Genomic DNA, 24,552 nt, shown 5'->3' with positions numbered 1-24,552 from the left:
CGTGAGGATGGCGTGACTGTCAACCTGGAGAAACACAATGAATCCCTCACTCGACCGCGAAAGCCTGGCCCGATATGCCCCTAAATTGGCAGCACTCAGTCAGGAGATACTGTTTGATGATATCTGGCAACGCCCGGAACTCTCTGCGCGTGATCGCAGTCTGGTCACCTTATCGGTGCTGGCTGCGCAAGGGCGCGTCCAACAAATCCCATGGCACCTGCAGTTCGCGCGGCAAAATGGGCTGAGCGAGACAGAAATCACCGAGCTGTTCACCCACCTGGCCTTCTATGCCGGATGGCCCGCCGCCGTTAGCGCACTTAGCTGCCTGGCCGCGGAGGAAAGCGAATGCCGTTAACCCGAATCGTATGTCGCGACACCCTCAGTGAAGAAGCGTTAGCCATTATCTCGGACACACTGCATGACTGTCTGGTGCGTGAATTCGCTGTCCCAGCGCAGGATAAGTTTCAGATTTTCGAGCGGCTCCCCGCCAGTCAGCGCGTTTACGACAGGCACTATCTGAGCGGAGGGCGCAGTGACGACTTTATCCTGGTGCTGATCACCGCCGGAAAGCTACGCAGTGCAGAGCAGAAACGGCGATTTTATCAGGCGTTGAGTGCGGGGCTTTCCGAAAAGGGGGGCATCAGCCCAGAGGATGTGATGGTGACGATTCAGTTCAACCAGGCTGAAGACTGGAGCTTCAGCCGGGGCGAACAATTTATCTAAGCAGTCGTTGGCCGGTTCAGGGCTGTTGAACCGGCTCTTCGAGCGTCACCGGCCAGCGGCGGAAAATAACCACTGACCAGACAAGTGCCGCCAGCGCCGGAACCGCACCGACGTAACCGATGTTGGCCATCGAAAAATGCAGGCTGACCTGATTTCCGACCAGCGCGCCGGCACCAATACCGAGATTAAAGATGCCGGAAAACAGCGCCATCGCTACGTCGGTGGCGTCCGGGGCAATCGCCAGCACTTTCACCTGCATTCCCAGGCCGATAATCATGATTGCCACACCCCAGATGATGCTCAGAACGGTGAGATTAATTTCACTTTCAGCCGCTAATATCAGCAATGCCAGACACGCAGTGAGCAAAGCGATGGCCCCGCTGACTAACGTTGAGGCGTGATGGTTGCCGAGCTTACCGAAAATCACCGAACCGATGATCCCGGCCCCACCCAGGGCTAACAACAATAGCGTAGCGAAGTTGGCGTCAAACCCGGCGACGTTAATGACAAACGGTTCGATGTAGCTGTATGCGGTGTAATGGGCGGTCACGACGACCACGGTAAGCAGATACAGGCTCATGAGTGCCGGACGGCGGAACAGCAGCGGCAGGCTTTTCAGCGAGCCGGAATGTTCGCTTGGAATCTTAGGCAGCAGTTTCATCAGCGCCACAAGCGTGATAAGCGCGCCGAGGCCGATGATGAAGAAAGTGGTGCGCCAGCCGAAATACTGGCCGACGACGCGACCAATCGGCAGACCGAGCACCATTGCCAGGGCGGTACCGGTCGCAATCAGGCTCAGGGCCTGGGCGCGTTTCCCCGCCGGGGCGAGACGAATCGCCAGTGAAGCGGTAATCGACCAGAATACGGCGTGGGCGAAGGCGATGCCAATGCGGCTAATGACCAGCACGGTAAAGTTCCAGGCAAGGAACGAGAGCACGTGGCTGGCGATGAACACCACAAACAGACCGATCAACAGTTTGCGCCGCTCCATCTGACTGGTAAGCAGCATAAACGGCAGCGACATCAGCGCCACAACCCAGGCGTAGATCGTCAACATGATCCCTACCTGCGCCGTTTCCATCGAGAAACTGTGGGCGATATCAGACAGCAGTCCCACTGGCACAAATTCCGTAGTATTGAAGATAAAAGCGGCGATGGCCAGAGTGACCACCCGCAGCCACGCAACCTTGCGCGAGACGGTGTTAGTTGTCATATCAGTTTTCTGGATGGATAACGGGAAGAAGAGAGGTCGATCTTAAAACTATCATTGTGCAAAACACAACCGTTTTGTGACTAAGATCTCATATCAGAAGGTGATGACGCAGTGATGGTCAGCGTTACGCTGCGGTTCAGTTTACGCAGGGCCAATTCTACCGTTTCGATGCGTGAAGAGTGCTCTACGTCGAGCAAACGGTCGATCTGCGGCGGTTTTTGCTCCAGTTTTCGGGCAAGCTCTGCCTTACGAGTGCCGGTTTCAATCATCGCGTTATGCAATGCCGCTTTCATGGCAACCAACAACGGCACGCTGACCAGGTGTTCCCCGTCAAGCGGTGTACTGCCCGTTGGAATGGGGCGACGTTCATCAACTTCAATTGCCAGAGCGGTAACCAGCCCGAAGGCCGCTTCGGACAATGCGTCTTCAATGCTGTCGCCTACGGAGTGCATTAACGGGAGGTCACGACAGGATGCAATCCAGCTGCCGGTGTCTGCGTCGTGAGTCAGTGATACAGGGTAGGTATACATAATGGTTATCTCCTGCGCGTTAGTTCAAATCCAGGTCCTTCAGGATTGCCCGGCGAAGCGGTTCTGGCATTTCTTTCGCCCCATGGTCGGGAAATACGGAACGTTTACCGCGACACAGAACCTTAAAATGGCTCCCGCCGCCTGGCGCTTTCGTTAGCTCCGCGCCATGACGTAACAGCCAGCGCTTAAACTCTGAATATTTCACCGTTACTCCCTCAACGACGTTACCATTATTGATTAAAAACACAACATCTATGTTTATCTCTTTACGTACAACTTTACGGTGTATTCGGCAGGAAGAAAAAAGCTGCATCGTAATCTGGAAGGAGGCTCGTAATTCGTGGGCAAAGACGGTATTAATGTTACTAAGTGGTTATAAAAACAAAAGGATACTGGCTATGCAGGAAATTCCGTTTTATATGGTTGATGCCTTCAGCGACCGCACGTTTGGCGGGAATGCGGCGGCGGTGTGTCCGCTTATCGAATGGTTGCCTGACGACACGCTGCTGAAAATGGCGCAGGAGCACAACCAGTCCGAAACCGCATTCTTCGTGCGCACCGACGACGGGTTTGAATTGCGCTGGTTCACCACCCAAGGGGAAATCAATCTCTGCGGGCACGCCACGCTCGCCAGCGCTCACGTCATTTTCGAATTCCTCGATTACCCGCACACCGAAATCCGTTTTTCGACGCGCTTTGTCGGTGAACTGACGGTGTCCCGCAGCGGTGACTGGCTGACGCTGAATTTCCCGGCGTGGAAAACCGAGGCCGTTGAGCCTCCGGCGCTGCTGCTCAATGCGCTCGGCATTAATGAATATGAAGAGGTGCGCGTCGCGCGTGATTATCTGGTGGTGCTGAAAAATCAGCAACAGGTTGAAGAGCTGACGCCGGATATTCACGCCATGCTGCCGCTCGACAAAATGGTGTGCGTCACGGCCCCGGGCGATACGGACGACTTTGTCAGCCGCTTTTTCTGTCCGGGCGAATCCGTGGCGGAAGATCCGGTCACCGGTTCGGCGCACAGTATGTTGATCCCATACTGGGGCGATAAATTGCGAAAAACGCAGATGCAGGCGCGTCAGGTGTCTGCTCGTGGGGGCGAGTTACGCTGTGAATGGCAGGGCGAACGGGTACTGATCAGTGGCCAGGCCACGACCTATATCATCGGCAGCATCTATCTGCACGAAGGAGCATTCTGATGAAAACCCTTCCTGTCTGGTTGGTTGATGCGTTCAGCCGACATAATTTTGGCGGCAATCCGGCGGCGGTGTGTGCGCTGGATAGCTGGCTTCCTGATGAACAACTGCTGCAAATCGCGAAACAGCATAATCAGTCGGAAACGGCCTTCTTTATTCCGGCGAAAGGTGGCTTTGAACTGCGTTGGTTTACGACCCGCAATGAGGTCAATTTGTGTGGGCACGCGACCCTGGCGACTGCCCACGTGATTTTCAATCATCTGGATTACCCGGACGCACGAATTCACTTTGATACGGCGTCCGGCCGGTTAACGGTCAGTCGCGAAGGCGAATGGCTGACCCTGGATTTCCCCGCCGGGCAAACCACTGAGCAAACGCCACCGGCTGAAATGCTGGCCGCGCTGAGTATTACGGATTACGTAGCTGCCCGTAAAGGGCGCGCGTGGCTGATAGAACTGGCAAGCCGTGAGCAGGTTGAGGCGGTCACCCCGAATATTGCGGCGATGACACTGGTTGAACATAAAGTGACGCTCACCGCGCGTGGTACGGGGGATTACGATTTTGTCAGCCGTTTCTTTTCTCCGGGAGAAGCCGTATGGGAAGATCCGGTTACCGGTTCGGCGCACACCATGCTTATTCCTTACTGGAGTGAAAAACTCGGTAAAAGGCAGATGCTGGCCCGTCAGGTTTCTGCGCGTGGCGGGGATGTGCGCTGTGAGTTGCAGGGCAATCGCGTGCTAATGGGCGGCACGGCGGTGACGTGGATGCAGGGGAAAATCCTGCTGCGCTAAGGCCGTCAGGCGGCATAAGTTAATGCTATGAACCGGGGCGTCCGTTTCGGTTTACAGTCAGGGGAAACGCGCAAGGAGATTGATATGTATACCATTACGCCATGTTCCCCTGACCAACCCGATATCGTGGCGTTGATTGACGCCCTCGACCGCTATCAGCAGACGCTGTATCCGGCGGAAAGTAATCATCTCCTGGATTTAACGCAGCTGCCGGAATCACAGCGACTGATGCTGATTATTCGTGATGCACAGCAACAACCCGTTGGCTGCGGCGCGGTGGTGTTGAACGGTGACGGCAGTGGGGAAATGAAGCGGGTGTATATCGACCCTACGCACCGTGGGCAACGGCTGGGTGAATCACTGTTAACGGCACTGGAAACTGAAGCGTTGCAGCGCGGTTGCGACACGCTGCGCCTCGAAACCGGGATTCATCAACATGCGGCGGTGAAGCTCTATGCGCGCAGCGGGTATTTCCAGCGCGAGGCGTTTGCGCCCTATTTGCCGGACCCGCTGAGCATTTTTATGGAGAAACTGCTGGTTGCGGACCTTCGTCAAGCAATGTGATAAACGCTTCCAGCTGACGGGTCATCGCTCCCCGACGCCACACTAGCCAAGTCGTCAGCCAGCGCCATTTTTCGGCCAACGGCCAGGCATCAACCTGATAATGTCCGGGCATGCTTTCCAGCATACTGCGCGGGATCATCGCCAGGCCCGCACCAGCAATCACGCAAGCCAGCATCCCATGATAAGACTCCATTTCGTGAATGCGGCCCGGGGTGGCGCGATCGGCATGAAACCAGCTTTCGAAATGACGGCGGTATGAACAGTTGGCACGAAACGCATAAATGCTGGTGCCGTTTACATCGCTGGCGCGTTTGACCGGTGCATGGCCCTTCGGCGTAACAATCATCATCTCTTCCTGATACACCGGCACGCCTTCCAGATTCGGATGCATTACTGGCCCATCGACGAACGCTGCGCTCAGACGGCCTTCGGTCACGCCGTCAAGCATGGTACCCGACGGACCCGTCGCCAAATCGAACTGAATTTTCGGGTAGCGCTGGTTATATAGCGCCAGCGTGGTAGGAATGCGCACCGCCGCGGTGCTTTCCAGCGAACCTAATGAAAACAAACCCTGCGGCTCATCGCCCGCCACTACCATTCGTGCTTCATCGACCAGCGCCAGAATTTGCTGGCTGTAGCGTAGAAAACTGTGCCCTGCCGGGGACAATCGCAGGCGCTGGTTTTCACGAATGAACAGCTCGACGCCCAAATCCGCTTCCAGCTGACGAATGCGGGTTGTCAGGTTAGAGGGCACGCGATGCACCTTTTGCGCGGCCTGGGTAATGCTGCCGGTCTGGGCGACGGCGTTGAACATCTCAAGCTGAGTTAAGTCCATAACGTTCTCGTATCGTGAATGGAGTGGTTAATATTATTCATTTTCCATAAATAGCAGAGTGGTCCAGTATTAATCAACAGCCTCATCGAACAGAGAGAAGAAAATCATGACATCACCTGCAACTCACGCCATTTCCCTCAACCCGGCCACCGGCGAAACACTATCCACGCTGGCCTGGGCCACGGCCGATGACGTCAATCAGGCAGTGGCGCTGGCTGATGCCGGTTATCGCCAGTGGAAGAAAACCGCCGTTGCCGAGCGCGCTGATGCGCTGCGTAAAGTCGGCAACGTGCTGCGTCAACACGCCGAAGAAATGGCGCAGATGATCAGCCGTGAAATCGGCAAGCCGATTATTCAGGCTCGTGGCGAAGTGACGAAGTCGGCGAACCTTTGTGATTGGTATGCCGAACACGGCCCGGCGATGCTCTCTACCGAGGCGACGCAGGTGGAAAATAATAAGGCGGTGATTGAGTACCGTCCGCTTGGCCCAATCATGGCGGTGATGCCGTGGAACTTCCCGCTGTGGCAGGTTCTGCGCGGTGCGGTGCCGATTCTGCTGGCGGGCAATAGCTATCTGCTGAAACATGCTCCAAACGTCATGGGCAGTGCGAAGCTGATTGGCGATATTTTCACAGAAGCGGGTATTCCGGCGGGGGTGTTTGGCTGGGTGAATGCCACGAATGATGGCGTATCGCAGATGATTAACGACCCGCGTATCGCGGCGGTGACTTTAACTGGCAGTATGCGCGCCGGGAAGGCTATTGGTGCTCAGGCGGGTGCGGCGCTGAAAAAATGCGTGCTGGAGCTGGGGGGTTCCGATCCGTTTATCGTGCTTAACGATGCGGATATTGATGACGCGGTGAAAGCGGCGGTGATGGGTCGCTACCAGAATACCGGGCAGGTATGTGCGGCGGCGAAACGCTTTATCGTGGAAGCGGCAATTGCCGATACGTTTACCGAGAAGTTTGTCGCCGCGGCGTCCAGACTGAAAATGGGTAATCCGCAAGATGAACAAAACGACCTCGGGCCGATGGCGCGTTACGATCTGCGCGACGAGCTGCATGACCAGGTAACGGCGACGCTGGAAGAGGGCGCCACGCTGCTGCTCGGTGGCGAGAAAATTTCCGGCAACGGTAACTACTATGCCGCGACGGTGCTGGGCAACGTCAAGCCTAACATGACCGCTTTTCGACAGGAGATGTTTGGCCCGGTGGCGGCGATCACCGTCGCGCGTGATGCCGATCATGCACTCGCTCTGGCGAATGACAGCGATTTCGGTCTGTCTGCTACGGTGTATACCGCAGATAACACTCAGGCTCAGCGTTTCGCCGATGAACTGGAATGCGGCGGCGTGTTTATCAACGGCTACAGTGCCTCCGATGCCCGGGTGGCATTTGGTGGTGTGAAGAAAAGCGGCTTTGGTCGCGAGCTGTCACACTTCGGCCTGCATGAGTTCTGTAACGTGCAGACGGTCTGGAAAGACCGGCACTGATTTCATTACCCGGCGGCGCAAGCTTGCCGGGCCTCCACACCTCGACGGCTTCTTCTTCACGGCACCTTGAAACCCGAGCCTTGAAACCCGAGTGCAACAGCTGACGCAGACGGTAATGCGCTTTTGTCTGCCCGCTTGACGCTGGTATACTCGCAGCCCGAAATCGGCCTGTGGGCAAGGAGCAAGAGTGGCAACGGTCATCGATAACAGCATGCTGGAATCTGTTCTGGCAGAGGTAAAACCGCTGATAGGGCAAGGCAAAGTGGCGGACTACATTCCGGCACTGGCCTGTGTGGATGGCGCAAAGCTGGGGATTGCCATCAGTACCGTTGATGGCCAGCATTTTTTTGCCGGCGATGCGCAGGAGCGTTTTTCCATTCAGTCGATTTCCAAAGTGCTGAGTCTGGTGGTGGCGATGAATCACTACGCCGAAGAGGAAATCTGGCAGCGGGTGGGGAAAGATCCGTCCGGACAGCCGTTTAACTCACTGCTGCAGCTGGAAATCGAGCAGGGTATTCCGCGTAATCCGTTTATTAATGCCGGTGCGCTGGTGGTCTGCGACATGCTGCAAAGTCGTCTCAGTGCGCCACGTCAGCGCATGCTGGAGATTGTGCGCAAGCTGTCCGGCGTCGAGGATATTGCCTACGACACGCTGGTGGCGCGATCCGAACTCGACCATTCTGCCCGTAATGCCGCCATTGCCTGGTTGATGAAGTCCTTCGGCAACTTCCATAATGATGTGGCGACGGTGCTGCAAAACTACTTCCATTATTGTGCCCTTAAAATGAGCTGTGCCGAACTGGCGCAAACCTTCCTGTTTCTGGCGAATCAGGGGCATTTCCCACAGCGCGGCCAGACCATCATCACGCCGTTACAGGCACGGCAAGTGAATGCGTTAATGGCGACCAGCGGGATGTATCAGAATGCCGGGGAATTTGCCTGGCGCGTGGGGCTTCCGGCGAAATCTGGCGTGGGCGGGGGGATCGTGGCGATTGTGCCGCACGAAATGGTGATTGCCGTCTGGAGTCCACAGCTCGATGACGCGGGTAACTCGCTGGCGGGGACTGCGGTTCTGGAAAAACTGACCCAGCGGTTGGGGCGTTCGGTCTATTGATGACGTCATCGCTTCACGTTGCAAATGGCCAACAAATAACTAACACGGATAATTGTTAATACGCAGATTGTGATCAATAGTATCTGTATTACCGATCATTACCCTGTAATTGCCGAAATAATTGCTACTTGCGATTATATGGAAAGATAATTAATGCGTTCTATTTGTGTTCCCCGATTTACCCTATTCAGTGAAGCGCACGTTCTGCGTAATGTATTTTTCCTGTTTGTTATTACCACGCTGTTTTATGCGATGGGCGCCATGCTGCGCCTTGTGCAGGAGCTTTCACTCTTCTGGCCGCTGAATGCGGTGATGGCTGCAATATTTGCCCGCTACGTCTGGCTTAATCGACTGCATTATTATGCGATTTGCTACGGTGCAATGTTGCTTTTTGACGTAATGACGACCCAGTGGGGCTTTGCGTCGCTGATAATCAACGCCTCGAATATGGTGTTTATCGTGATGGTGGCGCAACTGGTCATGCGCGACAAACGTCAGGCGGGGAGTGAACCCGAGCCAATTAACGCTCTGCGGTTATTCTATTACTGTCTTATTTCCGCGATTTTCTGCGCGCTACTGGGTGCGATTGGATCTGTCGGGATCGACAGACAATCGTTCATGCCGCTGTTGGCGGACTGGTTTAGCGAACAGTTTTCTACCGGCGTGTTGATTTTACCGTGTGTAATGACCCTGACGCTGCCACATGAAATAAACCGGATCCGATGGCAACAGCTGCTGCCGGTGCTGACGCTGGTGCTCTCTATGCTGGCGGCGATCGCTATTGGCGGCGCAGGGAGTCTCGCATTTCCATTGCCCGCGCTTATCTGGTGCGCCCTTCGTTACCCGCTGCCGGTCACTTCTGCGCTGACGCTGATGACGGGTACCAGTGAAATCATTCTGGTGGCTAATGGGATTATCAATCTAGCCGTGAGCGGGCCACTGCAAACCGCACAGCTTTTCTCCACGCGTCTGGGGATTGCGTCGCTGGCTATCAGTCCGGTGATTGTTTCTACCACTGTGGCGGCCATCAATAATCTTGTTCGTCAGGTTTCGCTGCGTGCCGATTTCGATTTCCTGACCCGCGTTTATTCGCGCTCTGGCCTCTATGAAGCTCTCAAAAAGCAACCCGCCAATACCAGTCAGCATCTGACGGTGATGCTGTTGGATATCGATTTCTTTAAAAGCGTGAATGATAACTACGGCCATGAATGTGGCGATTATGTGCTGGCAGCGTTTGCGCGTCAGGTGTATGACACGGTGGGCGAGCAGGGGCTGGTAGCGCGAATGGGCGGCGAAGAGTTTGTGGTTGCTGCGAAAACGCGTAATCCGCTGGACGGTTATCATCTGGCTGAGAACATTCGTCAGCGTGTCGAAGCCAATGTGTTCCAGTGGCGACAGCAGCCGCTGCGGGTTACGGTCAGTATTGGGACCGGAAGCGGAACGCTCGGCGGCAAAGAAAAGATTAATGTCTTCAATGAACTGCTGGTGGAAGCCGACGAGTATCTTTACCGCGCTAAAAAGGCCGGGCGCAATAAAACCTGCGCAAAATCACTGGCTGAAGAAGGTGTCTTCACTACGGTTGTGTCATAACCAAAGGTGACAGTGTCACATTTTTGGTGGATTATTATGCAGAAACATTCAACTATCTTTATTGATAGCTTGCGGGAGCACGTTAAAAAAAATACGATGCTTGCGGCCATGCATCGGAAAAATTGCATTTAATGAACGGTTTTGACCAACAAAAAACGAATGATAAGGTTCCGGGCATACGATTCGTTCGCCGTATGTTTCTAATGCGCATGCTCGGCACTTTTCTCTGTTTTTTCCCCATCCTGTCGGTACTCGACGAATTCGACCGCTCCCTGTGGCTGCGCGGCCTGCTGGCTCTAAACGCCTTTGTGTGGCCAGGGGGGGCGTATCTGCGCGCCCGAAGCGCGCGCGTACCGCGGGTGGCTGAACATCAAAATTTGGTGATTGATGCAGGCGCGGGGGGTTTTTGGATAGCCATGATGGCGCTCAATCCTTTGCCGTCGGTGGTTATCGCCACTATTCTTTTGGCCGATCATCTGGCAGCAGGCGGCATTGCGCTAATGCGCAAAGCGGCAACAATGATGATATGCGTCTTCGCCGTCACCTGGCTGTGCATGGGAATGGAAGTAGAATTTGGCGTCTCGCAACGCACTATGTTGGCCACGCTGCCGCTGATTGCTATTTATCTGCTGGCGCTGTGTTTGCTGACCGATATCCTGGTGGTCAAAATGCGCCACAAAAGCCACGAACTGGAGCGGATAGCGATGAAAGATCCGCTGCTGGATATCGCAAACCGCCGTCTGCTGGAAAAACGTATCGCCTGGGAACTTAGTCGTTTGCAAAATTCCTGCGGCGACTCGGCGCTGGTGTTTATCGATCTCGATAATTTCAAAGACGTTAATGACCGTTACGGCCACAAAGTGGGCGATGCAATGTTAGAAACTGTCTCGCAAATTCTGCACGTCGCCACCCGCAGCACCGACACGCCTGCGCGTTTGGGCGGCGATGAGTTCGTGATTTTATTGCCCGACACCTCACAACAGGAAGCGGTGCTGATCGCCCATCGTATCCTGGAAGCGACCGCAGTTATCACCACGCAGCCCGACAGCGAACTGGCGTTGACACTCAGTATTGGTGTCGCCTGCGCGAGCCCGGAAATGGAAGACGCCGCGGCCTGGCTTAAAGCCGCGGATGACGCGTTATACGAGGCGAAACGACGCGGTAAAAACCAAATCTTCGCGCACTAACGGTTCTCGGTATCATCGCTAAGCTGTTAATCAATCTCCATGAGGAGTCGTGCTGGAGCATCCACAAGATCATCGCTTGAATAAGTAAAGCCTATGGCCGATTTGTTGTGTTGCGAATTTGTTAAGTGGATAGTGATATCATTTTTCCAGGGAGACCAACATGACCTCGCCACTGCGCATTTTTCCGCTTTCCCATCACGATATTCTGCAACGCCTGCCTGAACTGAGCGACATTCTGGTCGACAGCGTGAACGGCGGGGCGTCTGTCAGTTTTATGCTGCCATTTCACCCCGATAAAGCGGTGGCATTCTGGCAAAAAGTCGCCCACAGCGTGGCGGCGAATGAGCGTGTCGTTCTTGCAGCAGAGCTGGCCGACGGTACTTTGGTCGGAACGGTCCAGCTGATCACTGATTTGCCGGAAAACCAACCACATCGCGCGGAAGTGGCGAAGTTGTTAGTCCACTCTCGTGGCCGCCATCAGGGTATCGCGCGACGGTTAATGTCCGTCCTGGAACGGGAAGCTGTCGCTCAGGGTAAATCGGTTCTGGTACTCGACACCGCAACGGGTAGCGGCGCAGAAGGCTTCTATCAGCAGTGCGGCTGGCAAAAGGCCGGAGAGATCCCACGCTATGCGCTGATGCCTGACGGTGAAATGACGGCAACGTCGGTGTATTACAAATTTGTATAAACCGCGTAAAAAGCAGCGTCCGGTTTGATCAAAACAGGGTTTCCTGGTTTTAAAGTCTGATAAGTTATTAGACCAATAACGCAGGCTGTATGACCAATCAATAAGGGAAACCCATTGTGAAAACATTAAACCGCCGCGATTTTCCCGGCGCTCAGTACCCTGAACGCATCATTCAGTTCGGAGAAGGTAACTTTCTTCGGGCTTTTGTCGACTGGCAAATTGATCTCCTGAACGAACACACCGACCTCAATTCCGGCGTGGTGATTGTGCGCCCAATCGACAGCGATTTTCCGCCGTCACTTAGCACTCAGGATGGCCTCTACACCACCATCATTCGTGGCCTGAACGAGCAGGGCGAAGCCGTCAGCGACGCGCGTCTGATTCGTTCCGTTAACCGTGAAATCAGCGCCTACGCCGATTATCAGGAATTCCTGAAACTGGCGCACAATCCTGACATGCGCTTTGTGTTCTCCAACACCACCGAAGCGGGCATCTGCTATCACGCGGGCGACAAATTTGAAGATGCGCCAGCGGTGAGCTATCCGGCGAAATTGACGCGTCTGCTGTTCGAACGCTATAGCCACTTCAATGGCGCTATGGATAAAGGCTGGGTCATCATTCCGTGTGAGCTGATTGATTATAATGGCGACGCCTTGCGTGAACTGGTCCTGCGCTATGCACAGGAATGGGCGTTACCGGCAGAATTTTTGGCATGGCTAAATACCGCCAATGCATTCTGTTCCACGTTGGTTGACCGCATCGTGACCGGTTATCCGCGAGATGAAGCGGCAAATCTCGAAGCTGAGCTCGGTTATAAAGACGGATTCCTCGATACTGCCGAGCACTTCTACCTGTTCGTGATTCAGGGGCCAAAAACACTGGCCCGCGAGCTGCGTCTCGACCAACTTTCGCTCAATGTGCTGATTGTCGACGACATCAAACCGTATAAAGAACGTAAAGTGGCGATCCTCAACGGCGCGCACACCTCGCTGGTGCCGGTTGCGTATCAGGCCGGGCTGGATACCGTTGGTGAATCAATGAACGATGCTGACGTTTGCGCGTTTGTTGAGAAAGCGATTCATCAGGAAATCATTCCGGTTCTCGATTTACCGCGCGATGAGCTAGAGTCATTTTCCAGTGCGGTGACCGGGCGTTTCCGCAACCCGTACATCAAGCATCAGCTGCTGTCTATTTCGCTAAACGGAATGACTAAATTCCGCACCCGTATTCTGCCACAGCTGCTGGCAGGGCAGGCATCGACTGGGAAACTGCCTCAACGACTGACGTTTTCCCTGGCGGCACTGATTGCGTTTTATCGTGCTGAACGTAACGGTGAAAGCTATCCGGTGCAGGACGATGCGCACTGGATTGAACGCTATCAACAGCTTTGGTCGCTGCATCACGATAAGCAAATCAGCACCACGTCGCTGGTTGAGTCCGTGCTGTCGGTGAAAGAGCATTGGGAGCAGGATCTGACGGAAGTTAAAGGGCTGGTTGAGCTGGTGACGCACGACCTTGATACCATACTGACGAAGGGTATGCGCGAAGCCGTTAAACCGCTTTGCTGATTGCCTGAAATCTGACCCGGCCAGCGTGCCGGGTTGTTAATAAATCTAATTAGTTACAACATACATAATTCCGATTTTAATAACGATACCTTTAACACCTCTGCGATTTTTGTCTTTCAGGGGATGAATGAGCCAAATGTCGCGAATATTCGGCTCTTATGGTGAGCCGAATTACCCCTATTTATCGGCTCACGAAGGTTGGGTGATTTGATAACGTGTGTTGCGCCCGCCGCCGGGCAGCTTTTCCAGCAAACCCTGTTCAAGCAAATACGCCAGATGACGCGTGGCGGTGGCTTTACTGACTTTGGCGACTTTTTGATACTGGCTGGCGCTGATTCCGTCGGCAAAGCCTGATTCACCTCCGTCAAGCAGGCGATTGATTACTTTCAGCTGTTCCACAGTGAGCGTCTGACGCACTGAATCGTTGTGTTTCCAGTACCGGCTTTTCGCCAGCGTGCTGTCGATTCTGGCCAGTGCCGTATCCAGCGTCACATCGAGCGTTTGCAAAAACCACAACACCCACTCGGTCACGTCCAGGCCGCCTTTTTGCGTCTGCTCGAGGATGCGATAGTAGTGATTCCGCCGTTCAAGAATCGACACCGACATCGCATACAGCCTGATGCTCTGGTTATCTGCCTGAGCCAGTGCCAGATCCGTCAGCGCACGTGTTAATCGCCCGTTGCCGTCATCGTACGGATGCAGCGTAACGAACCACAAATGCGCCACGGCCGCTCGCAGTATCGGGTCTGAAAGTGGGTCATCCTTGCTCTGATTGAACCATGCAATAAAGGCGTCCAGACGGGTGTCGAGTCCTTCGCGCGGCGGCGCTTCGAAATGCACCACCGGTTTATCCATACGGCCAGAGACGACCTGCATCGGTTCGCCGCCGCGCAATTCTCCCGCGTGAACGGCGTGCATGGACCAAGGGTCATGTGGGAAAAGCCAGTGGTGCCACTGATTCAAACGGACCATAGACAGCGGTTCATGGCGATTGTCGATGGCATCAAGCATGATCGACGCCACGCCCTCAGAGCGCTCGGAGACCGGGAAAGGTGTTTCTTCATCGACGCCAAGACGGCGGGCGAGGGACGAGCGGACCGATTGGGCATTGAGCCGCTCGTCTTCAATGGCTGAAGACGCGAGTACATTCGACAGCAGCGCATCCAGTGTTTGCCGGTCTTCATCTTGCATTTCACTGCGGCCGATCAGCACGCCGGATTTACGCTGCAGCTGGCGCAGCAGCGGCAAAACGGTTTCATCCCGCCAGTGAAAAGCAGGCCACTCCGGTTGTTGCCAGATCCATTGTGTCATGATGACCTCTGAGCCGAATAACATCATAATTGGCTCACATTATGAGCCGAATAGAGCGAAAAGTAAAACCACCACGTGTTATCGTTTTGTAGCGAAATATCGCATTAAACTTGAAAGAGTGATTTGGATCACGTTAAATAACGCAGACTTCCTTTCTTACTGATAGTGACTCATGATCCTCAGACCGACTGAACACTGGCTGCCCCGCATTTTTGTCTGGCACGGCGCGGTGTTACCCAAGATTTTCTCCCGACTGTTTCTCAATTTTCTGTTGTCAGTGGCGGTTATCATTCTGCTGCCCTGGTATACCTCGCTAGGCGTGAAGCTCACCGTCGCGCCGTTCAGTATTCTTGGCGTCGCCATCGCCATTTTCCTTGGTTTTCGTAATAACGCCTGTTATTCACGTTACGTCGAAGCGCGCCAACTCTGGGGCCAGTTGATGATTGCCTCACGCTCGCTGCTGCGTGAAGTCAAAAACACGCTGCCGCCGGAAACGGATGTGACGGCGTTTGTGCGTCTGCAAATCGCGTTTGCGCACTCGCTGCGTATGCAGCTACGTCGTTTACCGCAGGAAAAAACGCTGGAGAAATACCTGGCGCCAGAACAGCTCGCACAGGTTTTAGCGGTACAGTCTCCCGCGAACCGAATTTTGCTGCTGATGGGCAACTGGCTGGCAGTACATCGACAGCAAGGTGCGCTATCGGACATTATGTTCCACAGCCTCAATAATCGACTCAATGATATGTCGGGAGTGCTGGCAGGCTGCGAGCGCATTGCGGGCACGCCGGTGCCATTCGCTTATTCGTTGATCCTGCACCGAACGGTCTACATGTTCTGTATTATGCTGCCATTTGCACTGGTGAGTGACTTGCATTACATGACGCCGTTCATTTCGATGCTGATTTCTTATACCTTTATTTCCCTGGATGTTTTGGCGGAAGAGCTTGAAGAACCGTTCGGGGTGGAAAATAATGACCTGCCGTTGGACGCCATCAGCAATGCGATCGAGATCGATCTGCTGCAAATGAACGATGAAAAAGACGTGCCAGCAAAAATGCTCCCCGATAAGTGCTATCAACTCACCTAAGGAAATCCGCAATGGACGTTTTGATTCGTGACATTCAACCCCAGGACAAAGCCCAGTGGCGCACCCTGTGGAATGGCTATAACGCCTTTTACCAGTCAAACGTCCGTGAATCCGTAACGGAGAAAACCTGGCAGCGGATGATGAACGAACAATCTCCGATTTACGGGCGCGTTGCGATCGTTAACGGTGACGTTGTGGGTTTCACGCACAGCGTTTTGCATGAAGGGACGTGGGAATTATCCAACGTTTGCTATTTGGAGGACCTTTTTGTGGCACCAGAAATGCGTGGTCACGGCATTGCCCGCCAACTGATTCAGGCGTTGGTTGATGAAGGTAAAAAGAAGAACTGGTCGCGCCTTTACTGGCACACTGCTACCGATAATCCGGCCCGTAAACTGTATGACGAGTTCACCGATGTGGAAGGATTTGTACTTTATCGGATGAATCTGTAACCGTAGAGGGTAAGAAATCATTAAGATTTTCCCAGAAACATGGCCATCGAGCCAACAGGAGAATCATCATGGAAAAGAAAATTGAGACCGCCGTGAACATTATTATTTTTGTTTCCTTGTTCGCGACGGCCTGGGATCTCTCTTTATTCCGCGACTTCAGCTGGTAACGCGGCGAGTAATAATAAAAAGACGTGGGAACGCCAGCAGGATTTGTCCGTTTTGCTGGCGTGGGTAATGCACTTCCAGTAATTGCAGATAACGACTCAGAAACGCCTGCTGGCTGACGCTATCCTGATCCTGCAAGAAAGGGCGCAAGCCGGTGGCGCTCAGCCATTCAACGATAGCTTGATGCGACGCCATTGGATGGAAATAAGTCGTTCGCCAGATATCCACTTCACAACCGCTACCGCTCAATAAATCGTAATAACTCTGCACGCTTTCAAGCGGAATGCGTCCGTGCGTCGGATGCCCAAGCTCGGCGGCGACCTGGCGCATTGAGGCATGTGACGGCTCCTGCCAGTTGTCTGGCATTTGCACCGCTAATACGCCATCTTTTGCCAGCAACGAGGCCAAATGCGGAAACAGCGCTGAATGTCCGGACACCCATTGCAGCGACGCGTTAGCATACAGCACGTCCAGCGGTTGTTCGGGCTGCCATGCGCCAATATCGGCATTCACAAACTGACAATCCGGCAGCGTTTTTTGCGCTTTATCCAGCATTGCCGGGGAATTATCCACGCCGGTAATTGCGGCATCTGGCCACGCGGCACGTAGCAGCTCGGTGCTGTTACCCGGACCGCAGCCCAAATCGGCAATGTATTTTGCTGAAGGTTTGGCAATGCGGGCGAGAAGCTCTGCCGCAGGGCGGGTACGCTCTGACGCAAACTGCAAATACAACGACGGGTTCCAGTCAGCCATGTATGATTCCTTAGCGTGGTTTCAAAGGCTTACAGCATAGCGCAGGCCGTGTGATTAAACCGAAAGCGCCAGCCATTTTTCGTTATAACAATTAAGCGCAAAGGTCTGTCACACATCTGCCAGTCAGATTCGCTATGCCCTGAGCCACATAGTTGTCATCTCAAATCTCAGTTTATAAACTTCATTTTTATCATATTCATCGTATATCAAACCACGCATCGCTAAAGTTGACCCATCCTAATTCGTTACTGAAAGCAGAGTTATGGCGAATTTGTTCATGGTCAACACGATGGTAAACCAACGGAATAAACCAGCGTGAAAAGGTGAACTGACGCACCAACTGTTCTAGCGCTTTCTCACAAGAGATATCACCGTTGCGTATTTCCTTTGCCACCTGGTTTTTTTCTTTATTCCAGCCGTTTCCGCATCGTTCCAGAATAGGATCAGACTGAAGCCAGTTGTTCAGTGAACAATCGTTGGCATCATCCAGAACAAAATTGGTTAGCCATAAATCAATATTCGCTGGCGGCGAGCTAAAGAACGCCTGAAACGAACGAGTGACAACCCGGCATTTAATTCCGTAGCGCTCAAGAATGCTAACGATCCCTTCCGCGTGTTTTGCCAGTTCAGGTTGTTCGAACGTGGCAAGCGTCAGCTCGCGGTACATTTTATGACGGATCGGCGGGACGATATCCAGGATACGGTGATACCAGCCAGGTATAAGCCCTTGCGCCACGGAGAGGGCAAGATTCATTTTTTTACGATGTGACGAATTTTTGAGAATATCCACTGGTTGAAGGACATGATTAAGAAAGACCCGGTCTTCTTCCTCAGCAAATCGTCCGTTCCCGTCAACGACCAGAAAGCACGAACCACGCTCAATTCTTGCTTCTGAAAATTCTGTTTCCCTGCTGCTCATTCCTTGATAGAAGACCTGAATTCGACCCATATCGAGAATGTCAGACTCAATGCGCATAATGTTGACTTCATCGATAACTGGCCTGAGGCCGTGATACCAGGGATTGACCTTCATGACCAGATTAAAATCATCATGACTTTTAACCATCCAGTGTCCTGAAAACATAACTTTCCCTTTAGTCATCCCGTAAATCAAAGCTGAGGTATGTGAAAGCAAATCTGCAAAATGGACATCCGGGCTTTTCAGGGTAAATCTAAGTCTTTGTTTATCAATCGTCTGTATCTTTACTATCCCGGAATAAATACGTGAAAACACGGGTGACCGGCACATAGCATTGAGGCATTTCTCAATGTCTGATGCCTGTAGAGGTGAACCATCAGAGAATTTCAGTCCTGACCTCAAATAGAAGTCCCATTGTGTCGCAGTGTCATTCTTGATCCAGTGATGCGCCAGATCAGGAACAACTCTCTTTAACTCATCGTCATAACGAGTAAGCCCTGAGAAACATTGTCTCATCAAATGCCGCTCAGTTCGTCGTTGGGGCTTCCAGGGCTCAAGTCTGTCCAGACTCCGGTACCAGGGGACGCGAACAATTTTACACTCCCCCTCAATCACCGTTCCCAGATGTTGATAAATCTGATTTTCCAGCTCGGCGGTATCCCCTTCGACAAGGGTCAGCATTTCAGCCAGTCTGCCGCTTTCAAGCATTTCCCTGATCTCGCTCTGTGAGATTTGCTCAGATGAACGCAGAAAAACAAGCCGGGACTGCTTGCCACGTCCAGAGGCCGGTAACCACTGAATCCAGCCGTGATCTGCCATTTCCGTCAATACCAGTCTGACATTGCGCGATGTACAGCCCAGAACCTCAGCGATATCAGACACCTTCACAAAGACATCTTTTTCAGGATGGAACCTCCGTTGTAGGCGAATGTAGAGGTCGTTCAGTCTGGATGATTTAATTGACATGAAATTTCCGGGTTTATTTGCTGTTCATAAGGACTTTTTGTGATGCGAATCACATTAAAGCCACTTTCTGAAATAAAGGAGGAAGCATACCGGAATGATTTTTTCAGTTTTCCTTATTTATGGCAAGCCAATAATAGGTGCATCCGGATACGACCAGTATGGGGTATCTGAAAATGGTCACTTTATTGAGGTAAGCGAAATGACAGTTGAACAGAAAAAATTACGCGTAGGTGTTCTGGGCTGCGGTCCAATCTCTCAGGCAGGGCATTTTGAAGCCTGTTCAAAAGCCAGTAACGCAGAGCTTTACGCTATCTGCGACAGCGCGGATGAGTTGCGTAGCCGTATGCAGGCAATCTGGCAGCCGACGGTCGCTTATGCTGACTATCAGCAAATGCTGGATGACGAGAACGTCGATGCCGTCATTATTGCAACCGCAGACGCCTTCCATATTCAACTGGCGATGATGGCGATTAACGCAGGTAAACATGTCCTGTGTGAAAAACCGCTCGGTATTACCATTGACGAATGTGAAGAATTGGTTGAGGTGGTCAATAAAACCGACCGACTCTTCCAGCTTGAGCACATGAAACGCTTTGACGGTGGAATCCAGGCTGCGCGTGATTTTATCCAGACGGAAATGGGGCAACTGGTCGCTTATAAAGGCTGGTACTGCGATAACAGCCAGCGCTACCTGACCATTAATGCCGTTCAGCCGCAAGTGATTCTGAGCGACTCTAAACGTAAACCGAAAATCGCGCCAAAGGCCGATCTTCAGCAATACAATCTGTTGTCACATGGCAGCCACTTGCTGGATACGGCGATGCACCTGGCGGGTGATATTACCGAAATTGAATCCCATTACCTCAAACGCGCAGGTCATCAATGCTGGTTAATGAGTGTTGCCTTTGCTGACGGTACCCTGGGTCAGCTCGATTTGACGCTGGGTGTTCATATGGACTGGCATGAAGGTTTCCAGATTTATGGGGAAAATGGCAGTGTTGTCGGCAAAACCTATAACCCATGGTTCTATAAATCCAGCGACGTAGAAATCTTCAGCAAAGCGACCGGGAACTTCACCCGTCCTCTGGCAGCTGATGGTCAGTTCTACCGCCGCCAACTCGAAGCCTTTGCAGACTCGATTTTGAACGAAACGCCAATCATCCGCGCAGCGACCCTGGAAGAAGGGTTGCGTACAGTGAGAACCATGGTGGCTATCCAGGAATCAACACGAACCGGTAAATCTGTACGTGTTGCTGATGCAAGAGGGTCTGTGTAATGAATAAAGGCATCTTTTCAAAAACTTTCGATACCACCAGTGTGGATCAAAATTTTGCATTGATAAGCCAGCTTGGGTATCAGGCAACACAGTTTAATTTTGCCAGCGCAGGGCTTAAAGCTCTGCCGGATAACGTCCCGCTTGAGGTTGTTGAGCAAATCCGTCAGGCGGCAAAGAAACACAATGTTCAACTGGAAGCGATATCAGCGACATTTAACATGACGCACCCGGATCCTGCGGTGATTGAGCACGGGATGCGCTGCCTGGATGCAATTTGTGCAGCAGCAGAAATGCTGGAATGTCCATTGGTCACGCTCTGCACCGGCACGATGGACCCGGAAGACCAGTGGCGTTTTCATCCAGATAATAACAATCCTGAGGCCTGGGCAAGTCTGGTGACCTCCATGCGTACAGCACTCGCTATCGCTGCGAAATACGGCGTGGCGCTGGGTATCGAACCTGAACTGGCAAATGTGGTGAACTCAGCCGCAAAAGCTCGCCAGCTGATAGATGAAATGGGGAGTCCGTTGCTGCGAGTGATATTCGATCCGGCGAACCTGTTTGAAGAGGCCACGCTTGCGGAACAACACCAGATTATTAGTGATGCTCTGGGCTTGCTGAGTAATGATATCGCGATTGCTCATGCCAAAGACAGGACTCCGGATGGTTCATTCACCACCGCCGGTCGCGGTGTGCTGGATTACGATTTTTATCTGACACATCTGCGTAATACAGGTTTTGACGGTTGTGTTGTGACTCATGGTCTGGCAGCAGACGAAGCTGGCGAAGTCTCCGTCATGCTTGATACCTACCTGCAACCGGCCTAAGGGGGAACCATGCTACATACCTTCCAGCATCACGGGTTGAATTTTAATTACTACGACAACCAGGCCGATGGGCCAGTTATCGTGTTTCAGCACGGACTGACAGGGGATCACGGCCAGACACGTTCCACTTTCATTGATGAGCATTGCCGTCTTATCACACTGAATTGTCGTGGACATGGCGGTTCTGACCTGGGACCTGTTTCAGAGCTGAACATCAGTACTTTTGCAGATGACGTTATGGCACTGGTGGATCATCTGAAACTGGAAAGCGTATCGGTGGCAGGAATTTCTCTTGGAGCAGCAATGAGCGCCGCACTTGCGGCGCGTTATCCGGATAGAATTAAATCAGTCACCTTGGTTCGTCCTGCATTCTTTACGAAGGGCATGCCGGACAGCCAACAAGTCCACAGTGTCGTGGCGAACTACATTGAGATTTATGGCGCGGATAAAGGCCTGGAGAAATTCAGGAATACTGAGATTTTTGAGGAGCTGTCTCTCCAGTCTCCTGATAATGTCAATTCATTAGTCAGTATGTTCACCATGGATCCAGAGCAGGTTATTCCACTGCTTAGAAGGATGACGACATGCGACACCTGTTTTGATGCAGAGCTTATCAGGAAGTCAGGCATTCCATTCCGTGTGGTGGGTACGTTCTACGATGTTATTCATCCGATGTCCAAAGCGGAGAGAATTTGCGAAGCATTAGGAATTGAGTGCGTAGATATAGCCTATCCCAAAATGCTAAATAGAAAACGCTATAACGAAGATATTACCGAAGTCATTAAAAGTAATATTGTCTAAACCATCACTGAAAATATATGTCTCATGAGGTTATTCATGAACAATAAAATAAACCCAGGTTCTTTGCTGGAAAGTATGTTCCTGGCGGCCATAGAGTCAGCACAGCCTCATCACAGTATTCCGAAGTACCTCCCAAAAGACAGAAAGGGAAAGCTGATTGTCATTGGAGCAGGAAAAGCTTCGGCTGCCATGGCAAAAGCTGTGGAAGATAACTGGGAAGGTGAACTCAGTGGACTGGTTATCACCCGATACGGATATTCGGTTCCCTGTGAGCATATTGAAATTGTAGAAGCGGCTCATCCGGTCCCGGATGAAGCGGGGCTAAGCGCATCAAAACGCCTTCTTTCCCTGGTCAGCGATCTCAGTGAGCAGGATACGGTACTGTGCCTGATTTCTGGTGGTGGCTCGTCTTTACTGACTTTGCCGTTCGAGGGTATCAGTCTTGATGAAAAACAGGCTATCAATCGGAAGTTGTTGAAATCAGGTGCAACGATAGGCGAGATGAACTGTGTTCGCCGCCACCTTTCTGCCATAAAAGGTGGCCGTCTTGCCGCAGCCTGTTTTCCGGCAAAGCTGATCACGTTGATGATTTCGGATGTGCCAGGTGATGATCCCCGTGATATTGCTTCCGGGCCAACGGTTGCCGATTCCTCTACGTGCGCGGATGCACTGGATATTATTAACCGATACAACATCAAGTTGCCTGATTATGTCACGGATTTTCTTATCGCTGGCGACACGGAAAGTATTAAGCCTGGTGATAGGTGTCTGAAAAACAGCGAGGCATATCTGATATCCACACCTCAACTTGCCCTGGAAACCGCTGCCGACTTGGCAATAAAGCAGGGTCTGTCGGCTTATATTCTCGGAGACAGCCTGGAAGGCGAGTCGCGTGATGTCGGAAAAGTGATGGCTGGTATTGCTCGCCAGGTTGCGCTTCATAACCAGCCGTTCAGCAGACCGTGTGTCATTCTTTCAGGCGGGGAAACAACGGTTACGGTCAGAGGAAACGGGCGCGGTGGTCGTAATGTAGAATTTCTTCTTTCGATGGGGCTGCAGCTCAATGGCCAGCCTGATGTTTACGCCCTTGCAGGAGATACAGATGGCGTCGATGGTCAGGAGGAAATAGCCGGTGCATGGATTTCCCCGGACACGTTGACGCGAGCCGAGCAGGCAGGATTGAATGCTCGACAGGCTCTAGACAATAATGATGGTCATGGATTTTTTGAAGCAATAGGGGATTCTATTATTACAGGCCCCACTCGCACCAATGTTAACGATTTCAGATGTCTGTTGATCCTATGATCATATAAACAACCGGTGGCAATTAAGGTGGTTCTTAATTATGAAGAACTTTGTACATAGCGAAAAAAGCGATGATATTTCAGTTCGGGATCAACCGCACTCAGATAAATAGCAATAATTAACCCTTCAGCATTAATGTTTACATGGCTTTGCCACATAGATAAAAACCTGTATAAGGCGCGAAAATAAAACCTCGGGGATTGTAATCGTTCTGTAATCTTCTGGCATTTTCGCGCCGACTTCCAATGTATATTACCTTAGAGAACAGTTGTGTTATAATGCAACACATTAATAACAACAGCGTGTTCACGAGATGAATGACAATATTTCAGTTAAAAGTCTGATACAGAGTAACTACCCGACTCTTCACTCCGCTGAAAAAAAAGTGGCGGACTACATTCTTAATCACTCCGACGCTATTGTGAACTACAGCGTATCGGAGCTCTCCGATAAGAGTAAAGCCAGTGAAGCCACCATCGTTCGTACCTGTAAAAAAATAGGTTATCAGGGTTACTACCATCTGAAAATTGCCCTGGCAAAAGAGGTGATTAACCCCGACGATGGCTATCCTTCAGAGACGGATGTTTCTGACATCGCGTCACTGGCGACATTCCTGCTCAAGAAGCAGGCGGAAGATCTTATTCAGTCAGCTCAGTTCTTTGATGAAAAAATCCTGAAGCGCGTTTTGGCAATGATTGCTGAATGCGACACGCTTTACTTTTTTGGCGCGGGGAACTCAAACCCACTGGCGGTCTATGGTGCTTATAAGTTTGGGCAGTTTGGGATTAAAACTATTGTTCACATTAGTCCGGAAATGCAGCTCAATGCCGCCTATGCCATGGGGAAACGCGATGTGGCGTTTGGTATTTCCAACTCGGGAAGCACGAATCTCATGCTGGATATCTTCAATGTTGTGAAACAACGCGGGGCAAAGTCTGTCTGCGTCACTAACTACATTAAATCGCCCTTATCCAAAATATCGACCTGCCAGTTAACCACGGCAGTCAGTGATAAGATTTTCTTTGAAGCTTTTGACTCAACTCGTGTACCGGCCATGGGGATGATCGATATGCTGGTCCTGCTCTTTATGCATCAGGATAAGACGCGTTATGAGTTGTACCGCAGCAGAGAAGAGTTTCTGGGGTCAAAATTCAAAGGATAAAAAAAAGGAGCAGACGCTCCTTTTTTATCCCTTTTAT

General features: G+C 52.1%; 25 protein-coding genes. 18 read left to right on the top strand and 7 right to left on the bottom strand.

The window, feature by feature from the left end:
* Nucleotides 1-37: 37 nt before the first annotated feature.
* Both MUU46_RS22385 and MUU46_RS22380 read left to right on the top strand, forming a co-directional pair.
* The gene (locus tag MUU46_RS22385; protein WP_258966761.1) at nucleotides 38-355 is read left to right on the top strand and encodes a carboxymuconolactone decarboxylase family protein; all 318 of its coding nucleotides are present in this window, start codon (nucleotides 38-40) and stop codon (nucleotides 353-355) included.
* A complete protein-coding gene (locus MUU46_RS22380) occupies nucleotides 346-723 on the top strand; it encodes a tautomerase family protein (protein WP_159756542.1) in 378 nt (125 codons plus the stop codon). The genes MUU46_RS22385 and MUU46_RS22380 overlap by 10 nt, the downstream gene beginning before the upstream one ends.
* 16 nt (nucleotides 724-739) lie before the next feature.
* Here the strand turns inward: MUU46_RS22380 and MUU46_RS22375 are convergent, their stop codons facing one another.
* From MUU46_RS22375 to MUU46_RS22365, 3 genes are all read right to left on the bottom strand, one after another.
* Nucleotides 740-1,936 (bottom strand): sugar transporter, encoded by a 1,197-nt coding sequence (locus tag MUU46_RS22375; RefSeq protein ID WP_258966760.1) that lies wholly within the window; start codon nucleotides 1,934-1,936, stop codon nucleotides 740-742.
* Nucleotides 1,937-2,016: 80 nt separating this feature from the next.
* Nucleotides 2,017-2,466, bottom strand: a complete 450-nt coding sequence (locus MUU46_RS22370) for a type II toxin-antitoxin system HicB family antitoxin (RefSeq protein WP_159756548.1) — start codon at nucleotides 2,464-2,466, stop codon at nucleotides 2,017-2,019.
* Nucleotides 2,467-2,485: 19 nt separating this feature from the next.
* On the bottom strand, nucleotides 2,486-2,671 hold the full coding sequence (locus tag MUU46_RS22365; protein WP_159756551.1) for a type II toxin-antitoxin system HicA family toxin: 186 nt from the start codon (nucleotides 2,669-2,671) through the stop codon (nucleotides 2,486-2,488).
* Between the two features lie 193 nt (nucleotides 2,672-2,864).
* Between MUU46_RS22365 and MUU46_RS22360 the strand changes: the two genes are divergently transcribed.
* From MUU46_RS22360 to MUU46_RS22350, 3 genes are all read left to right on the top strand, one after another.
* Nucleotides 2,865-3,665, top strand: coding sequence for a PhzF family phenazine biosynthesis protein (locus MUU46_RS22360; protein WP_258966759.1), 801 nt, complete (start codon nucleotides 2,865-2,867; stop codon nucleotides 3,663-3,665).
* Nucleotides 3,665-4,453: a PhzF family phenazine biosynthesis protein gene (locus MUU46_RS22355; RefSeq protein ID WP_258966758.1), complete on the top strand. Its 789-nt coding sequence runs from the start codon at nucleotides 3,665-3,667 to the stop codon at nucleotides 4,451-4,453. Before MUU46_RS22360 ends, MUU46_RS22355 begins: the two co-directional genes overlap by 1 nt.
* 84 nt (nucleotides 4,454-4,537) lie before the next feature.
* Entirely contained in the window at nucleotides 4,538-5,017 is a 480-nt protein-coding gene (locus MUU46_RS22350) for a GNAT family N-acetyltransferase (RefSeq protein WP_159756560.1), read from the top strand.
* On the opposite strand, the gene ptrR is transcribed toward MUU46_RS22350, so the two are convergent.
* Entirely contained in the window at nucleotides 4,974-5,852 is an 879-nt protein-coding gene (gene ptrR / locus MUU46_RS22345; protein ID WP_159756563.1) for a putrescine utilization regulator PtrR, read from the bottom strand. The genes MUU46_RS22350 and ptrR overlap by 44 nt on opposite strands.
* A 103-nt stretch (nucleotides 5,853-5,955) precedes the next feature.
* On the opposite strand from ptrR, the gene sad reads away from it, so the two are divergent.
* The 6 genes from sad to MUU46_RS22315 all read left to right on the top strand — a co-directional run bounded on the left by sad (nucleotide 5,956) and on the right by MUU46_RS22315 (nucleotide 13,491).
* Entirely contained in the window at nucleotides 5,956-7,344 is a 1,389-nt protein-coding gene (sad, locus tag MUU46_RS22340) for a succinate-semialdehyde dehydrogenase (RefSeq protein WP_258966838.1), read from the top strand.
* Between the two features lie 187 nt (nucleotides 7,345-7,531).
* Nucleotides 7,532-8,458, top strand: coding sequence for a glutaminase B (glsB, locus tag MUU46_RS22335; RefSeq protein WP_258966757.1), 927 nt, complete (start codon nucleotides 7,532-7,534; stop codon nucleotides 8,456-8,458).
* Nucleotides 8,459-8,611: 153 nt separating this feature from the next.
* Nucleotides 8,612-10,048: a GGDEF domain-containing protein gene (locus tag MUU46_RS22330; RefSeq protein WP_258966756.1), complete on the top strand. Its 1,437-nt coding sequence runs from the start codon at nucleotides 8,612-8,614 to the stop codon at nucleotides 10,046-10,048.
* 194 nt (nucleotides 10,049-10,242) lie between these two features.
* Complete coding sequence (locus MUU46_RS22325; protein WP_258966755.1) at nucleotides 10,243-11,235, top strand: sensor domain-containing diguanylate cyclase; 993 nt, start codon at nucleotides 10,243-10,245, stop codon at nucleotides 11,233-11,235.
* Between the two features lie 160 nt (nucleotides 11,236-11,395).
* The gene (locus MUU46_RS22320; RefSeq protein WP_258966754.1) at nucleotides 11,396-11,923 is read left to right on the top strand and encodes a GNAT family N-acetyltransferase; all 528 of its coding nucleotides are present in this window, start codon (nucleotides 11,396-11,398) and stop codon (nucleotides 11,921-11,923) included.
* Between the two features lie 116 nt (nucleotides 11,924-12,039).
* Complete coding sequence (locus MUU46_RS22315) at nucleotides 12,040-13,491, top strand: tagaturonate reductase (protein WP_258966753.1); 1,452 nt, start codon at nucleotides 12,040-12,042, stop codon at nucleotides 13,489-13,491.
* A gap of 189 nt (nucleotides 13,492-13,680) precedes the next feature.
* Here the strand turns inward: MUU46_RS22315 and MUU46_RS22310 are convergent, their stop codons facing one another.
* Nucleotides 13,681-14,805, bottom strand: a complete 1,125-nt coding sequence (locus MUU46_RS22310) for a Fic family protein (RefSeq protein WP_258966837.1) — start codon at nucleotides 14,803-14,805, stop codon at nucleotides 13,681-13,683.
* Nucleotides 14,806-14,974: 169 nt separating this feature from the next.
* Between MUU46_RS22310 and MUU46_RS22305 the strand changes: the two genes are divergently transcribed.
* Nucleotides 14,975-15,889, top strand: a complete 915-nt coding sequence (locus tag MUU46_RS22305; RefSeq protein WP_159756605.1) for a bestrophin family protein — start codon at nucleotides 14,975-14,977, stop codon at nucleotides 15,887-15,889.
* Nucleotides 15,890-15,900: 11 nt separating this feature from the next.
* Entirely contained in the window at nucleotides 15,901-16,341 is a 441-nt protein-coding gene (locus MUU46_RS22300) for a GNAT family N-acetyltransferase (RefSeq protein ID WP_258966752.1), read from the top strand.
* Nucleotides 16,342-16,497: 156 nt separating this feature from the next.
* Here the strand turns inward: MUU46_RS22300 and tam are convergent, their stop codons facing one another.
* Nucleotides 16,498-17,259, bottom strand: a complete 762-nt coding sequence (gene tam / locus MUU46_RS22295) for a trans-aconitate 2-methyltransferase (RefSeq protein WP_258966751.1) — start codon at nucleotides 17,257-17,259, stop codon at nucleotides 16,498-16,500.
* 196 nt (nucleotides 17,260-17,455) lie between these two features.
* Nucleotides 17,456-19,144, bottom strand: coding sequence for an SgrR family transcriptional regulator (locus MUU46_RS22290; protein ID WP_258966750.1), 1,689 nt, complete (start codon nucleotides 19,142-19,144; stop codon nucleotides 17,456-17,458).
* 199 nt (nucleotides 19,145-19,343) lie between these two features.
* On the opposite strand from MUU46_RS22290, the gene MUU46_RS22285 reads away from it, so the two are divergent.
* The 5 genes from MUU46_RS22285 (at nucleotide 19,344) to MUU46_RS22265 (ending at nucleotide 24,515) form a co-directional block, all read left to right on the top strand.
* The gene (locus MUU46_RS22285) at nucleotides 19,344-20,420 is read left to right on the top strand and encodes a Gfo/Idh/MocA family protein (protein WP_258966749.1); all 1,077 of its coding nucleotides are present in this window, start codon (nucleotides 19,344-19,346) and stop codon (nucleotides 20,418-20,420) included.
* Nucleotides 20,420-21,247 carry a sugar phosphate isomerase/epimerase family protein gene (locus MUU46_RS22280; RefSeq protein WP_159756615.1) on the top strand — a complete coding sequence of 276 codons (828 nt, stop codon included), beginning with the start codon at nucleotides 20,420-20,422 and terminating at the stop codon, nucleotides 21,245-21,247. Before MUU46_RS22285 ends, MUU46_RS22280 begins: the two co-directional genes overlap by 1 nt.
* Nucleotides 21,248-21,256: 9 nt before the next feature.
* Nucleotides 21,257-22,048, top strand: a complete 792-nt coding sequence (locus tag MUU46_RS22275) for an alpha/beta fold hydrolase (RefSeq protein ID WP_159756617.1) — start codon at nucleotides 21,257-21,259, stop codon at nucleotides 22,046-22,048.
* A 36-nt stretch (nucleotides 22,049-22,084) separates the two neighbouring features.
* A complete protein-coding gene (locus tag MUU46_RS22270) occupies nucleotides 22,085-23,353 on the top strand; it encodes a glycerate kinase type-2 family protein (RefSeq protein ID WP_258966748.1) in 1,269 nt (422 codons plus the stop codon).
* Nucleotides 23,354-23,666: 313 nt separating this feature from the next.
* Nucleotides 23,667-24,515, top strand: coding sequence for a MurR/RpiR family transcriptional regulator (locus MUU46_RS22265; protein WP_159756621.1), 849 nt, complete (start codon nucleotides 23,667-23,669; stop codon nucleotides 24,513-24,515).
* The last annotated feature ends 37 nt before the right edge of the window (nucleotides 24,516-24,552 follow it).

Source organism: Scandinavium tedordense, assembly GCF_024764965.1.
GTDB lineage: Bacteria > Pseudomonadota > Gammaproteobacteria > Enterobacterales > Enterobacteriaceae > Scandinavium > Scandinavium tedordense.
Note: the sequence above shows the minus strand (reverse complement) of the source record. Positions and strands in the feature narration are given on the sequence as shown.

What these genes read in the sequence shown, in the direction of transcription:
- MUU46_RS22385 (WP_258966761.1), top strand. Translation starts at nt 38, where the DNA reads ATGAATCCCTCACTCGACCGCGAAAGCCTGGCCCGATATGCCCCTAAA.
- MUU46_RS22380 (WP_159756542.1), top strand. Translation starts at nt 346, where the DNA reads ATGCCGTTAACCCGAATCGTATGTCGCGACACCCTCAGTGAAGAAGCG.
- MUU46_RS22375 (WP_258966760.1), bottom strand. Translation starts at nt 1,936, where the DNA reads ATGACAACTAACACCGTCTCGCGCAAGGTTGCGTGGCTGCGGGTGGTC.
- MUU46_RS22370 (WP_159756548.1), bottom strand. Translation starts at nt 2,466, where the DNA reads ATGTATACCTACCCTGTATCACTGACTCACGACGCAGACACCGGCAGC.
- MUU46_RS22360 (WP_258966759.1), top strand. Translation starts at nt 2,865, where the DNA reads ATGCAGGAAATTCCGTTTTATATGGTTGATGCCTTCAGCGACCGCACG.
- MUU46_RS22355 (WP_258966758.1), top strand. Translation starts at nt 3,665, where the DNA reads ATGAAAACCCTTCCTGTCTGGTTGGTTGATGCGTTCAGCCGACATAAT.
- MUU46_RS22350 (WP_159756560.1), top strand. Translation starts at nt 4,538, where the DNA reads ATGTATACCATTACGCCATGTTCCCCTGACCAACCCGATATCGTGGCG.
- ptrR (WP_159756563.1), bottom strand. Translation starts at nt 5,852, where the DNA reads ATGGACTTAACTCAGCTTGAGATGTTCAACGCCGTCGCCCAGACCGGC.
- MUU46_RS22330 (WP_258966756.1), top strand. Translation starts at nt 8,612, where the DNA reads ATGCGTTCTATTTGTGTTCCCCGATTTACCCTATTCAGTGAAGCGCAC.
- MUU46_RS22325 (WP_258966755.1), top strand. Translation starts at nt 10,243, where the DNA reads ATGTTTCTAATGCGCATGCTCGGCACTTTTCTCTGTTTTTTCCCCATC.
- MUU46_RS22320 (WP_258966754.1), top strand. Translation starts at nt 11,396, where the DNA reads ATGACCTCGCCACTGCGCATTTTTCCGCTTTCCCATCACGATATTCTG.
- MUU46_RS22305 (WP_159756605.1), top strand. Translation starts at nt 14,975, where the DNA reads ATGATCCTCAGACCGACTGAACACTGGCTGCCCCGCATTTTTGTCTGG.
- MUU46_RS22300 (WP_258966752.1), top strand. Translation starts at nt 15,901, where the DNA reads ATGGACGTTTTGATTCGTGACATTCAACCCCAGGACAAAGCCCAGTGG.
- tam (WP_258966751.1), bottom strand. Translation starts at nt 17,259, where the DNA reads ATGGCTGACTGGAACCCGTCGTTGTATTTGCAGTTTGCGTCAGAGCGT.
- MUU46_RS22290 (WP_258966750.1), bottom strand. Translation starts at nt 19,144, where the DNA reads ATGTCAATTAAATCATCCAGACTGAACGACCTCTACATTCGCCTACAA.
- MUU46_RS22285 (WP_258966749.1), top strand. Translation starts at nt 19,344, where the DNA reads ATGACAGTTGAACAGAAAAAATTACGCGTAGGTGTTCTGGGCTGCGGT.
- MUU46_RS22280 (WP_159756615.1), top strand. Translation starts at nt 20,420, where the DNA reads ATGAATAAAGGCATCTTTTCAAAAACTTTCGATACCACCAGTGTGGAT.
- MUU46_RS22275 (WP_159756617.1), top strand. Translation starts at nt 21,257, where the DNA reads ATGCTACATACCTTCCAGCATCACGGGTTGAATTTTAATTACTACGAC.
- MUU46_RS22270 (WP_258966748.1), top strand. Translation starts at nt 22,085, where the DNA reads ATGAACAATAAAATAAACCCAGGTTCTTTGCTGGAAAGTATGTTCCTG.
- MUU46_RS22265 (WP_159756621.1), top strand. Translation starts at nt 23,667, where the DNA reads ATGAATGACAATATTTCAGTTAAAAGTCTGATACAGAGTAACTACCCG.